This is a genomic window from Chryseobacterium sp. Leaf201 (assembly GCF_001421435.1).
Classification (GTDB): domain Bacteria; phylum Bacteroidota; class Bacteroidia; order Flavobacteriales; family Weeksellaceae; genus Chryseobacterium.
This window is the reverse complement of record NZ_LMKA01000127.1, coordinates 1-13,661: the sequence shown is the minus strand read 5'-3', so window position 1 is coordinate 13,661 and position 13,661 is coordinate 1. Positions and strand designations below refer to the sequence as shown.

10 protein-coding genes are annotated in these 13,661 nt (G+C 41.3%); 4 read left to right on the top strand and 6 right to left on the bottom strand.

Translation table 11 applies throughout. The features are described 5' to 3' along the window. Positions 1-305 precede the first annotated feature (305 nt). Positions 306-1,082: an XRE family transcriptional regulator gene (locus ASE55_RS18560; RefSeq protein ID WP_056223228.1), complete on the bottom strand. Its 777-nt coding sequence runs from the start codon at positions 1,080-1,082 to the stop codon at positions 306-308. A gap of 61 nt (positions 1,083-1,143) precedes the next feature. On the opposite strand from ASE55_RS18560, the gene dinB reads away from it, so the two are divergent. Then, positions 1,144-2,292 (top strand): DNA polymerase IV, encoded by a 1,149-nt coding sequence (dinB, locus tag ASE55_RS18555; RefSeq protein ID WP_056223226.1) that lies wholly within the window; start codon positions 1,144-1,146, stop codon positions 2,290-2,292. A gap of 21 nt (positions 2,293-2,313) precedes the next feature. Further along, positions 2,314-5,367 (top strand): DNA polymerase III subunit alpha, encoded by a 3,054-nt coding sequence (locus ASE55_RS18550; protein ID WP_056223224.1) that lies wholly within the window; start codon positions 2,314-2,316, stop codon positions 5,365-5,367. A gap of 289 nt (positions 5,368-5,656) precedes the next feature. On the opposite strand, the gene ASE55_RS18545 is transcribed toward ASE55_RS18550, so the two are convergent. Continuing rightward, on the bottom strand, positions 5,657-6,790 hold the full coding sequence (locus ASE55_RS18545; RefSeq protein ID WP_056223222.1) for a serine hydrolase domain-containing protein: 1,134 nt from the start codon (positions 6,788-6,790) through the stop codon (positions 5,657-5,659). 83 nt (positions 6,791-6,873) lie between these two features. Between ASE55_RS18545 and ASE55_RS18540 the strand changes: the two genes are divergently transcribed. Further along, complete coding sequence (locus ASE55_RS18540; protein WP_238585081.1) at positions 6,874-8,172, top strand: M48 family metalloprotease; 1,299 nt, start codon at positions 6,874-6,876, stop codon at positions 8,170-8,172. 27 nt (positions 8,173-8,199) lie between these two features. Here ASE55_RS18540 and ASE55_RS18535 read toward each other — a convergent pair whose 3' ends face one another. From ASE55_RS18535 to ASE55_RS18515, 4 genes are all read right to left on the bottom strand, one after another. Beyond that, positions 8,200-9,729, bottom strand: a complete 1,530-nt coding sequence (locus ASE55_RS18535; RefSeq protein WP_056223230.1) for a hypothetical protein — start codon at positions 9,727-9,729, stop codon at positions 8,200-8,202. Positions 9,730-9,811: 82 nt separating this feature from the next. Beyond that, a complete protein-coding gene (locus ASE55_RS18530; RefSeq protein ID WP_056223218.1) occupies positions 9,812-11,353 on the bottom strand; it encodes a glycine--tRNA ligase in 1,542 nt (513 codons plus the stop codon). Between the two features lie 97 nt (positions 11,354-11,450). After that, positions 11,451-11,963 (bottom strand): hypothetical protein, encoded by a 513-nt coding sequence (locus tag ASE55_RS18525; RefSeq protein WP_056223216.1) that lies wholly within the window; start codon positions 11,961-11,963, stop codon positions 11,451-11,453. Positions 11,964-12,585: 622 nt separating this feature from the next. Beyond that, on the bottom strand, positions 12,586-12,930 hold the full coding sequence (locus ASE55_RS18515; RefSeq protein WP_056223212.1) for an EthD domain-containing protein: 345 nt from the start codon (positions 12,928-12,930) through the stop codon (positions 12,586-12,588). Between the two features lie 103 nt (positions 12,931-13,033). On the opposite strand from ASE55_RS18515, the gene ASE55_RS18510 reads away from it, so the two are divergent. Further along, the gene (locus ASE55_RS18510) at positions 13,034-13,384 is read left to right on the top strand and encodes a winged helix-turn-helix transcriptional regulator (RefSeq protein WP_056223210.1); all 351 of its coding nucleotides are present in this window, start codon (positions 13,034-13,036) and stop codon (positions 13,382-13,384) included. The last annotated feature ends 277 nt before the right edge of the window (positions 13,385-13,661 follow it).

Genomic DNA, 13,661 nt, shown 5'->3' with positions numbered 1-13,661 from the left:
AAGAAGAAATTAATAAAATAATAAGTTTAAATTAATGAATGGAGAAAGCTTTGAAAAGTATGAGCCAAGCTTAGATGTAGAATGGATTTTAGGAAATTCAATTACATTTTGCTGCAATCAATTTGTTGTACCAGAGAAACTCGGAAGTAAATTTTGATAGACGATGAAAAAATTGAAAAATTCAATAAATAACAGCATTACTGCTCTGGTATACTGGATCAGGTTACAAAGACTTTAAAAACAAACTTTATTATTTCAACGTCTTAAATAAATTTTCATCCTATTTAAACATGAAATATTTTGAATTATTTTAAGTTTGAAAATTTATCATCTAAATTTCTGATGTCTTTTCTTAGCTCCAGAAACATATCCTGCAGATTATAATTTCCAGAATAATCCGGCTCAAAATCTTCCGGGAAAATTCCTGAGGCATACTGCCAGATTTCTACAATTTCTCCCAAAGGAATATCATACGGTTTATAAAAAGAATTGTCAGCTGCTACCGTTATTGAGATTTTGTGTCTGGCTTTAAACCTTTTATAGGAAATACCGTCATTAAGGGTAACAAAAACATAACTTTTATCCGGCTTTAAATCTTCCATATTTTCCACATACTTACCGATGATGTATGAGCCGTCTTTGAACGGCGGCATCGAATCCCCCTGTGCCGGGAATGCCCGGTATTTTCCGTTTGTAAGGAACGGTAGGGAAATCTGTTGCAGGCTCTCAATATATTCCGGATCGCTGTATCCGGATAAATAGCCCATGGAAGCTTTTTGGGTAACAATCTCAATGTAATTATTGCCTTCCCGGTCTATGACCACCGGAAGGATAATCCGGTTGTCGGGGAGCTGTAAAATATCCTCAACCGGATATTTCCGGATATCGACAGTGAGAAGCAGGTCGATGCTAAGGTTGTAATGCTTGGAAATCCGGATCAGTACCTCATAAGGAGGTTCCGATCTTCCGTCTTCATATTTGGAATACCTCACCCGGCTGAGCAATACGGCGTCTGCCGTTTCCTGCTGGGTAGCTTTTTTCTTAGCCCTTAAAAACCTGATGTTATCTGAGAAAACTGACATTGATACAATTTGTATCAGCAAATATACATAAAATGATACATATAGTATCTAGTTTTGTAAAATGAACCGCGCGATTGTACATATGGATCTGGATTCATTTTTCGTATCCTGCGAAAGACGAGTTAACAGTGCCCTGAGCAATATCCCCCTGATTATAGGCGGAGGTGACCGCGGGGTGGTGGCTTCCTGTTCTTATGAAGCTCGGAAATTCGGGATACGGTCAGCCATGCCCATCCGGATGGCGCTACGGCTCTGTCCGGAAGCGAAGGTCATTAAAGGGGACTATGAGCTGTACTCTAATCTATCACATACGGTTACTGAAATTATTCAGGAGAAAGTCCCGGTAATGGAAAAAGCGAGTATTGATGAGTTTTACCTGGACCTCTCGGGGATGGACAGGTTTTTCGGCTGTTACCGGTGGACGCAGGAAATTGCAGCAGCCGTTACCAAAGAGACAGGGCTTCCCATCAGCTTTGCTTTGTCCGCAAACAAGACGGTTTCAAAGATCGGGACCGGGGAGTCTAAGCCTGACGGAAAGCTGCAGATTCCGGAGCTGGATATCCGTCCTTTCCTGAATCCTCTGTCAGTAAAAAAAATCCCGATGGTAGGGGACAGAACCTTCCGGCTGCTTTCAAGAATCGGGATCCGGACGATCCATACCCTTTCTGAAATGCCGGTCCCGGTCCTTCAGCAGATGATCGGAGAAAATGGTAAAGAGCTCTGGAAAAAAGCCAACGGGATCGATGAAAACCCTGTAGTCCCGTATTCCGAACGGAAATCCGTTTCTACGGAACAGACCTTTACTACCGATACCATTGATATCCCTGAATTAAAAAGAATCCTGAGCGGGATGTCAGAAAAGCTGGCCTATCAGCTGAGGCAGGAAAAATGGCTCACCTCTACAGTGGCTGTCAAGATCCGCTATGCCAATTTCGATACCGAAACCAAACAGAGCCGGGTGGCCTACACAGCTGCTGATCATACCCTGTCACGGGTTGCCCTTGAGCTTTTTAACCGGTTATATATCCGGCGGCTGCGCATCCGGCTGATCGGCCTCAGGTTTACAGACCTGGTTCACGGGAGCCACCAGATGAACCTGTTTGAAGACACTGAAGAACAGATGAATCTGTACCAAACCATGGATGAACTTAAAAACCGGTTCGGAGCAGGTGCTGTCGGCAGGGCTTCAGGTTTTGACTTTGAAAAATAAACAACACTAAACTTTTTTATTATGTATCTTAATTGCCATTCCTTCCACAGCCTGCGTTACGGGACCCTTTCCGTAGAAAACCTTGTACAGAAAGCCAAAAGCCTGGGCATTAAAGAACTGGTGCTTACGGATATCAATACCGTTACGGCCATTTACGATTTTAAAAAAGAATGTGAAAATGTCGGGATCAGGCCTGTTGCGGGAATGGAAGTAAGAAAAGAAAACAGGCTGCTGTATATTGCTGTGGCCCGGGAGTTTTCCGGGATCGGTGAAGTGAACCGGATGATGACGGCTCATAACTGTGACGGGCAGGAGCTTTCGGAAACCGCTCCCGATTTTGAAAATGTATCGGTTATTTATCCGCTGGAGAATATGCCGGCGGTACTGAAGGACAATGAATATATCGGGATCCGGGAAGAAGAGCTGAATTTCCTGATCCGGCCCGAGCTGGAAAAACATATGTCCAGGATGGTCATCCTCCAGCCGGTGACTTTCAGTTCCCAGAAAGAATACAACCTGCATCTGATCCTAAGGGCTATTGACAACAATACACTGTTATCCATGCTTTCAGAAGAAGATATCTGCCGGAAGTCAGAATACTTAAGGCCGGAAGGAGAGGTCATCAGCGCTTATCAGTACCATCCTGAAATTATTGAAAACACAAAAAAGCTGCTTAGTGAATGCCGCTTTGAATTTGATCCCAAACAAGTCCGCAACCGGCAGTGTTATACGCGGTCCAAAGCCTCCGACCTAAAGATGCTGCGCAGGCTGGCCTATTTAGGACTGGAAAGACGCTACGGCCGGCAGCACAAAGAAGCACAGGAAAGGGTAGATCAGGAATTGAAAGTGATCGATGAGCTGAATTTCTGTTCCTATTTTCTGATTACCTGGGACATTATCCGTTACAGCAACCGGATGGGACTGATGCATGTGGGAAGAGGAAGCGGAGCGAATTCCATTGTAAGCTACTGCCTGGGTATTACCGATATCTGCCCGCTGGAGCTCGACCTTTATTTTGAGAGGTTCCTGAACCTGAACCGGAAGTCGCCGCCGGATTTCGACATCGACTGGAGCTGGCAGCACCGGGATACCATCCTGGAATATATCTTTGACCGTTACGGAAAAGAGCATGTGGCATTCTGCGGGACCAATGTACAGTTTAAATACAAATCGATCTTCCGGGAAGTGGGCAAGGTGTTCGGGCTTCCTAAAGAAGAGCTTGATGGGCTGGCCAATAATTCTCTGGATACCCATGACCAAAACTCCGTTGTAAAGCATGTCCATCGGTATGGTACTATGATGGAAAGGTTTCCGAACCAGCGGAGCATGCATGCCTGCGGGATCCTGATTTCCGAAGAACCGATCACCAATTTTACCGCTTTGGAAATGCCCCCGAAAGGCTTCCCTATCGCGCAGTTTGATATGAACACTGCCGAAGATATCGGGCTTGAAAAATTTGATATCCTTTCCCAGCGAGGGCTCGGTACCATTAACGATACGGTGGAGCTTATTAAAAAAACCAGAGGCATCACGGTGGATATAAGGGATACCGCCTTATCTAAAAACGAAGCGAAAGCAAATGCATACCTGGCCGCAGGGAATACCATCGGATGCTTCTATATCGAATCTCCAGCTATGCGTGGGCTTTTGAGAAGGCTGAAATGCGAAGATTACCGCATCCTCGTGGCCGCTTCCTCAATCATCAGGCCCGGTGTGGCGCAGAGCGGGATGATGCGGGAATATATCTTCAGGCACAATCATCCGGACCGGTTTGAATACTTTCATCCTGTGTTTGAAGAGAATCTGAAAGAAACTTACGGCATTATGGTCTATCAGGAAGATGTCATTAAGATCGCACAGTATTTCGGGGGGCTTAACCTGGCGGATGGCGATATTCTCCGCAGGGCCATGAGTGGGAAGGAAAGATCAATTAAAAAGCTTCAGGAAGTTAAAGCTAACTTTTTTGTAAAATGTAAGGAACAAGGACACTCTGAAGCACTTACCACGGAAGCGTTCCGGCAGATCGAATCCTTTGCCGGGTATTCCTTCTGCAAGGCACATTCCGCATCCTATGCCGTGGAAAGCTACCAAAGCCTGTATTTAAAAGTCTATTATCCGCTGGAATTTATGGTTTCAGTGATTAATAACCAGGGGGGCTTTTACCGTACCGAAGTATACATCCATGAAGCCCGGAGGTCCGGAGCGAACGTACAGGTGCCCTGCGTAAATGAAGGTGATTTTCTGACCACACTGAAAGATAAGGATATCTATCTTGGATTTATGCTCCTGCAGGGACTGGAAACCAAAACAGCGCATAAAATAGCTGAGGAGCGGGAGCGGAACGGAAAGTACCGGTCACTGGAAGATTTTATCCGGCGGATCCCGACAGGTGTTGAAACTGTACAGACCCTGATTTTTATCGGGGCATTCCGCTTTACCGGCAAGCCCAAAAATGAGCTGCTGGTTGAAGCCCGGATAATATTTGTCAACTTCAGGCCTGAGAACCGGGGACTTATGCTGATCGAAGAGCCGGTACATGAATACAGGCTTCCCGAACTGAAAAGAGCACCTTTTGAAGATGCTTTTGATGAAATTGAGATCATCGGGTTTCCGGTTTCCTGCAGTCCGTTTGACTTATTGCAGACTCATTACCGGGGCTCAGTATCTGTAAAAGATCTCCCGCTTTACCACAAGCGTCAGGTAAAGATGCTGGCCTACCTGATTTCAAGGAAACATGTCCCTACTAAAAAAGGAGCCATGTATTTCGGGACATGGATCGATGCAAACGGAGAATATTTTGATACTGCCCATTTCCCGGACAGCCTGAAGGAATATGATTTTCAGGGCGGAGGATGTTACCTGCTGCTCGGTACTGTGGAAATTGATTATCATTTTCCCACCGTTACCATTCATAAGATGGCCAAAATGCAGATGATTCCCGATCCACGCTACGCCTATGACCAGGAAAAGCAGTATGATATCCACAAACGGATCCGTGAGGATGTCAGTATGACCTCAAGAATGCCGTATCCGCAGGCACAGGAAATCAATCTGCCGAGACAGAGATTTAATTAAACTGATTTGTTTGAGAATTATTATAAATGTAAGCCTGTTTAAACTTATTAAAAAAAACAATTAAGTTATTTAAGTTCCGGTAAATCCTGTTATTCAAATTCACTGTAATTAAACTTAAGTGTCTGGAATTTAGTATGCTCTAAAATAATTATAATATTTTTACTTTTGAATAGGCTGAATTCTCAATTTAATTTTAGACAGCTTTTATATTATAATCCTCTTCAAGTTTAAAATCCGACTCTATTTCAATTTAGCAAATATTCACAGGCAATAGCTTTAAAATGAATACTTACTGAAATAGCTTTACCGTTTCGTTCACAAGGAATTTTACCTGGTCCGGCCGCCCTCTGTCATTCTTCGGAAGGTTATTGTAGCTGCCGGTTCTTACAATCACCATATCATGTTCAGGAACCATAATGATATACTGCCCCTGAAGTCCTAGGAAATAATAATGCTTTACCGGATTATCATGGTTGATCCAGAATCCCATGCCGTAGATTTCTTTCGATTTTTCTGTCGGAGTCCGCATTTGGTTGATGAAATCAAGGTTCAGAAGTTGTCGGTTACCCACTTTTCCGTTATTCAGGAATAACTGTCCGAGCCTGGCAAAATCTCTCGCAGTAGAATGGATGCAGCAATACGTTTTTTCCATGCCGCTGTTATCCGTGCTCCAGGTTGCATTATGTTCCATTCCCATCGGAGCCCAGAACTTTTCAGATAAGTAACTGGACAGCGACTGATCCACTGCTTTTCTCACCGCAAAGCCCAGAAGCTGGGTAGATCCGCTCTGGTATTCAAATCTTTCGCCCGGGTTTCCTTTGAATTTCCTTGAAAAAGTCGCTTTAATCAGGCTTCTTCCATAATAAGCTTTTGCATTCGGTAAAAAGGGATTTTTATAGTCTTCATTCCAGTCAAGACCGGACTCCATCTGGGCAAGGTTTTTCAATGTTAAGTTTTTTGCGAACCCTTTATCATTAAATTCCTCAAAATAATCTGAAAACCTGTCATCAATGCTTTTAATCTTTCCTTCTTCAATCGCTTTTCCCAGAAGCATGACAGTAACGGCTTTTGCCATGGAGAATGAGTTGGTCTGTGAATACTGATCATAGCCGTTCCAGTATTGTTCATGAACAAGTTTCCCGTTTTTAATAACGATAAAAGATGCGGTATGGGAATGGGCTAAATCTTCAACGATATGTTTCGGTAATTCGGTGGTATTATATTCCGGAGCTTTGTCCCAGGGTATGGCAGATCCTGTTGCAATGATATTATGGGTGAAAAATTTTCCGTCATCAATATTTGCGCTGGTTTTTCCTTTGAAATAGGTCTTGGAAATTCCGTTAAAAAGATAATCGTATCCCAAAAGGTAAAAAAGTGCGGCAACAATAACAATAAAGGTCAGAAAATAAATAAGTAGGATCATAGCAATGCATCTTTAACAAAGTTAAAATAAATTTGAAAACATGAAATGAAATGATTTATTTTTGTGATTATTTGATATAAATGATGAAAAAACTGATAACCTTTTTATTGCTGTATTCCTTTGCTGCCGCTTTCGGACAGGCGTACCATCCGATTGATACGGCTGATTATGCACAGCGGAAAGATTTCCTTAAAAATTTCTCCGCGAATACGGAAAACCTGATTAAAAAAAGCAGATCTGATTATCCGGGAAAACGGGGAAATGAGCTCTCTAAAATCTACAGGGAATTTGCTAAAGAATTTGAGAAAAAAGTAAAAGACAAAGATTTTGTCTTCAACTCTGTATTTGATGTCAAGGTAAAGAGCCTGATTGAACGTTTACGGAAAAACAATCCCCAGATTCCCCAAAATCTGAAAATCCTTATTGCAAAAGACAATACCCCAAACGCCTATTGCTTTGCAGACGGCACTTTTGTGATCAATATGGGTCTTTTTAACTGGCTGAATAATGATGACCAGCTTGCCGCCGTTATTTCTCATGAACTGGGGCATAAGGTTGCTGAGCATACCGCAAAAACGTTCCTCAGTATGATTGACCAGGACCAGACAGACAGAATGGTGGTGCAGAATATCAAATCAACCAGAGAAAACCGCAATCAGAGAGCCTTTGATGTACTGAAGAACCGGATTTACAGGAAAGGTGCCGAGAACAGGAAGCAGGAGATGCAGGCGGATTCTTTGGGATACAGTGTTTTTAAAAACAGTGATTTCACAAAAACGGAATTCATCAATACCCTGAAAAGGCTGGAAGATTTTGATACCATTTCACCCAGAAAGCTGAACGTGGAAACCTATAAAAAATATTTTAATCTCCCGAAACAGGAATTTAAGGAAAAATGGCTGCAGAAAGAGGATTTTTCACTGTATAATTACAATCATTTCAGAGAAAAACTCAATAAAGATTCATTAAAATCGCACCCTGAAATTGTATTGAGGATCAATTATTTAAAAAAGGTATTTCCCGAACTGAAAGCTGAATCTGCAGATGAAAAAGCAACAGCATCATATACGGTTCTTGAAAAAACTGCGGAAATGGAAATGCTGCCGAACTTTTACCATTCAGAAGATTACGGCATCGGGATCTACGCAGGCCTTCAGTTTCTGCAGGATGGGGAAGAGGAGAAATATTACAAAGGCTGGCTTGGAAAATGTTTTGCTAAAATATATGAGGCCCGAAAAAACTATAACCTGAACCGGTACCTGGACAGGGTAGACCCTAAAAACCAAAGCGAAAGCTACCAGCAGTTCCTGAATTTTATGTGGAACCTGAGCCTTGATGAAATAAAAAATATTGCAGATTACTATAAAACTACAGAATCCTGACCTAAGGCCAGGATTCTGTAGTTATTCTTAATAATTAAGCCGTTCCAGACGGATTTTATTAAATTTCTCTTTTTCATTGTATTCCCTGAGCAGGATATAACCCTCTTTCGCTACATAAGGCGTTACCACGTAATTGTCTTTTTCGGAGATCGGAATAATTTCCTGTTTGAATTTCCCGTCGATTACGGTGTTGATAAAAAGATTCCATTTTTTCTCTTTGGTTACCTGGTCTTTCTGATAATCGCGGAAGAAAAAGACCACATCCTTTCCGTCATTCAGGTATTGGGAGAAAAGATAATCGCTGTTGACCCATTTGGATTTTTCTTTTTCAAAGACCTGTACTTCTTTTACTTTAAAATCCTTGTCCGTGTACATATAGACAAGATCCGTTGTTTTAGGTACATTGTACTGCCCGGAATATTTGAATTTTTCGGCGAGGATTCCTGCGCTGCCGTCGCTCATCAGGTACATGTCGCGGGTAAGAAGGAAATAATTGTTTTCTACGCCACCGTCTGAAGCAATATTTTTAATAAAAGGAACATAATCCGGCTTATAGCTTACCGTTTTCAGGTCTACGGCAAAATCAGATTTACTGATGATCATCCTGGCAAACCCCTTCAGTTTTTCAGACTCGAAATTTCTTCCTATCAGCACGATTTTATCGTCAAAGGTTCGGTCGTTGTCCAACGATTTGTCTTCAGAATAAAAATGGTCAATGTTCTGAAGTGTTTCCGGTGAAAGCCCTGTGATCGGCTTATTGGAAAGCTCTTTCCCTGTTTTTATATCGATTACCAGCAGTGAAAAAGATTTGCTGTCGTTATTTACTTTCTTTAAAATTCCGTAAATCCGGTTTTCATCCTTATCAACAATCGTAAAGTCCGAGAACACTTTTCTATCGCCGTCTGTATTGTAGCGGTACCGCCAGACTTCTTTTTTATTCTCATCAAATTTAATCAGGCTGTTCTTATTGATGTATTTGCCGTAGTCATTGTATTCCAGTGCAATATAGCCGCCTTCTTTAATCTCCCCGACAGCAGAAACGTAATTGTATCCTTTTTCTTTTTTCTCAGACCTGTTTTCCTTTCTTTCCTCTTTCCAGCTTTTGGGCTGGCTGATCTCTTTGAAAGTACCGCCTTCCTGATAGTCATAATAAATCTTCGGGGCAACGGTATTGGTTTTCGGATCGATAACCATAGACACCGGCGTGGCTGCATCTTTCGCAAAAACCTGTGAATAATTAAAATCAGAAGGGCGCAGGATAATCTGGCCTTTAAAATCAACATATCCGAAATAGCCGGAAACCAGAAGTCCGGCATCAAATTCCTTATTGGCAACGGGGTTGAGGTTTTTGTCCAGAATGACATATTCAAATTTCTGGGTTTTCTTATCGGTCTTACCGTAAGAATAGATGGAAATATAGCCGTAAAGATGGTCTTTAGTATCAAAGAGGGCATTCATGCCTACGTTTTTCCCGGAAGCTAAAGAAGCAAGGTCCTGCGTCTGGGAAAAGGCAAGAACCTGGATCAGTCCGAACATCAATAGTGTAAGTTTTTTCATGGTAAAAATTTGAATCCAAAAATAATGAATTCTGATGTATCTGTTAAAAAAAATAAAGCCCTGAAAAATCAGGGCTTTCAATCTATATTTTAGAAAGTAAATTTCGGAAACTGGTCTTTTCGTCGATAATTCTTCTTAATTCTGAAACCGGAACTCTTTCCTGAGCCATGGTGTCCCTATCCCTGATGGTCACCGTATGGTCGGTAAGGGAATCGTGGTCAATGGTGATACAGTATGGAGTACCGATGGCATCCTGTCTTCTGTAACGCTTACCGATGGCATCTTTTTCCTCGTAGAATAAGTTGAAATCGTACTTAAGGTCGTTGAAAATGCTTTCTGCATATTCTGCCAGGCCGTCTCTTTTCATCAACGGAAGAATAGCCGCTTTAATCGGTGCCAGGGCAGGAGGCAAAGACAGAACCGTTCTTTCCGAACCGTCTTCCAGCACCTCTTCTCTAAGGCAGTGTGAGAACAGAGCAAGGAACAGACGGTCTAAACCAACCGAAGTTTCCACCACATAAGGAACATAGTTTTCATTTCTTTCAGGATCGAAGAACTGAAGCTTCCTTCCGGAAAATTCTTCATGTGCTTTTAAGTCGAAATCGGTTCTTGAGTGAATACCTTCCAGCTCCTTGAATCCGAATGGGAAATTAAACTCAATATCAGCCGCTGCGTTGGCATAGTGTGCCAGCTTTTCATGGTCGTGAAACCTGTAATTGTCATTTCCTAAGCCTAGCGCTAAGTGCCAGTTCAGACGTTTCTGCTTCCACTGTTCGTAGAATTCAAGCTCTGTTCCCGGAGCCACGAAGAACTGCATTTCCATCTGTTCGAATTCACGCATCCTGAAGATGAACTGTCTCGCAACAATCTCGTTTCTGAATGCTTTACCGATCTGGGCAATACCAAACGGAAGCCTGTGGCGCGATGTTTTCTGTATATTCAGGAAATTAACGAAAATACCCTGAGCCGTTTCCGGTCTTAAATAAAGGTCCATTGCAGAATCTGCGGAAGCACCCAGTTTAGTCCCGAACATCAGGTTGAACTGCCTTACTTCCGTCCAGTTTTTAGAACCGGTATCCGGGTCGGCAATTTCCAGTTCTTCAATCAATGCTTTTACATCCGCAAGGTCTTCGTTTTCCAGGGATTTTGCCAGTCTTGAAAGAATAGCTTCTCTCTTCGTGCGGTATTCCAGGATTCTCGGATTGGTAGCCACAAACTGATCTTTGTCAAAAGCATCACCGAATCTTTTGGCAGCCTTTTCAATCTCTTTGTTTTCCTTATCTTCAATTTTTAAGCAGTAGTCTTCCACGAGAACGTCTGCGCGGAAACGTTTCTTGGAATCTTTATTGTCAATCAATGGATCGTTGAAAGCGTCTACGTGGCCGGATGCCTTCCAGATGGTCGGGTGCATCAGGATGGCCGAATCAATACCTACAATATTCTCGTTCAGCTGTACCATCGCTTTCCACCAGTACTGTTTGATATTATTTTTAAGTTCGGCACCGTTTTGTCCATAATCATAAACAGCGGATAATCCGTCATAGATCTCACTGGAAGGGAAAATAAAACCGTATTCCTTGGCGTGAGAAATCACTTTCTTGAAAACATCTTCTTGCTTTGCCATAATTTTTTTAACGTCTGAAGTGCAAAAATAGGAATTTGGATTCCAAATCCATGACATTCAATAAAAAAAGCAATTAAAAAACTGCCTTTCTGTATTTTTAAAAGTTGTAACTGAGACCTATGCTGTTCCCGCTGATGTCAAGCCTGTAGGAAGTCGCTTTTGCTTCATTGGTAACAGGTGTGTTATTTTGTGTACTGATTGCTTTTTTCAGGTTTTTCTGCGCACTTATTGCAAAAGGAATCCCGATTCCGATGGCTCCGAGACCGATTCCCATCAGTCCCCATCCTCCGGACTGTTTCTGTTTTACGGCTACGCCATTATAATATACCGTTTTGTTCTTCGTGATTTCCCTGCCCAGTCCGAAACCGATAAAACCGCCGCCGATGGCCCCGAAGATCTGTGAAACCGTACTGTTGGTATTTGCCTTTTTCATGTAGCCCAACGCTTCCTGGTTGGTGAAAACCTTCCTGTATTCAGAGAATTTATATTTCTGGTCTCCTTTGATGAAAAACTCACGGTTAGACTTGCCCAGTTTTAAGGAGTCTGATTGCTGCGCAAAAGAGACCAAAGGAAAAATGCTGCAAAGAAGCACGAATACTAATTTTTTCATGATTAAATTTTTTGCGAAAATAAAAAAAACAGGTATTCTACAAAGAATTTTAACCCATTATTTTTTTCAGGAGCCGGGAACCTGCTCTCCGCTGTATCTTTTGCTTCACGCCGTTACGCAAAAGGATGCCGCTGTGATCAGGGCTGGGATTGTCTTAATATCAGTTTTCTGGGGTAATCAAATATTTGTAAATAAGTTAACTGTGACTTTATAATTCAAATTGCTTAATTCAAAAAATGATAAAGAGGAAATGCTCTATGTTTAGCCCATACCCGCAAGAAGTTTATGAATAGCTTTACCGTGTAACAGGTATAAAAATAGAACGGAAAACAATGAACCCTCTAATAACAACAACTAAAAAAATACGGAAATTTAACCCCTGAAATTCTTTCTGTCGCAAGCGTTAAAATTCATTCCATTAGGAGTTGTTATGCGATTTGAGGCGGTTTAGGAAGTGTACTCACTGGCACATGGCCGGAACGGCGATCCTGTTACGCAGTTCTATGTTTTTAATTTAAAAGGGGTTAAGTAATTTGGGTTGGATATTATCCGTCATCTCTCTTTGTTTAAATAACGCGCATATAACGCATTAGTCAGATGCGCGTTATTAATAAGTTTTTAATTATGCACCAGCTTTAATGATTGTTTCATAGTTTGCCATTGCAATATAGTTTGCCGTATCAAAAAATTTGGGTTCATCAGGATGAACCTTTGTTAAATAATTTTCCGAATTGAAGAAGGTGTTGAAATCCTCAAACGAGTCAAACGAGATTTCTACTACAGCATCGTATAAAGGCTTAGGAAAGCCTTCTGCTATTATAGGGTGGTTAACTACATACTTTCTAACGTAAAGTTCTGTCTCAGGGATGGAACAGAATAAGGGAGCATGGTGATTTTTGTGATAATCTATAAATTCTTCAAGGCTCATACCTGGTAGTTTCTGTACTAAAAACGTAAATTTGATCATTGTTTCTGTATTTATAATTTGATGCAAAATTATTATATTAGTTACTCCAAGTCAATTACGCACAAATTTGTGCGGTAGTATTTTATAATTTGTAACCACATTTATGTACCAAAAAAAAATTCCTGTCAGAACCGAATGCGGGCTGCATTTATTTAAAGAACTTTTGAGTGGAAAGTGGAAATTAATGTTAATCTATTATATTTCAGAAGGCATAATAAGGCCCGGAGCTCTGCAAAAGAAAATAGGTGCAGACAGGCGGGTTATGACTAAGCAGTTGGATGAGTTGGTGCAAGATGGATTCATAACTAAATGTTCTTATGAAACTAAAATTCCTAAAGTTGAATATCAGCTAACGGCTCTTGGAAATAGCCTGTTACCTTTGATAATGAGTTTAGAGATATGGGGTGAAAACAACAGAGCCGTTTTAGAGGCAGCACTTAGTAAAAAACTATAGTAAATTATCAGAAGACGGCATGATTTAAGTGCATCAGCGAGATATCCTGGCAGTAAGTATTCAAGAATACTCCAAATTTCATTTTATCTATCCCTTGAATATTTCTTTAAAGTGCAAGCCGACTATATTTTTTTTGTATCGGCGAATTATAATCTTATCTAAGATATGATTAAAAAGCGGTATTTAGTCTTTTTCTGATGAAGAAAGGTTTGATAAGAAATAATAAAAGTTTTTAAAAATAAATACTTGATAACCATTTTAATAGTGTGAAAAATAT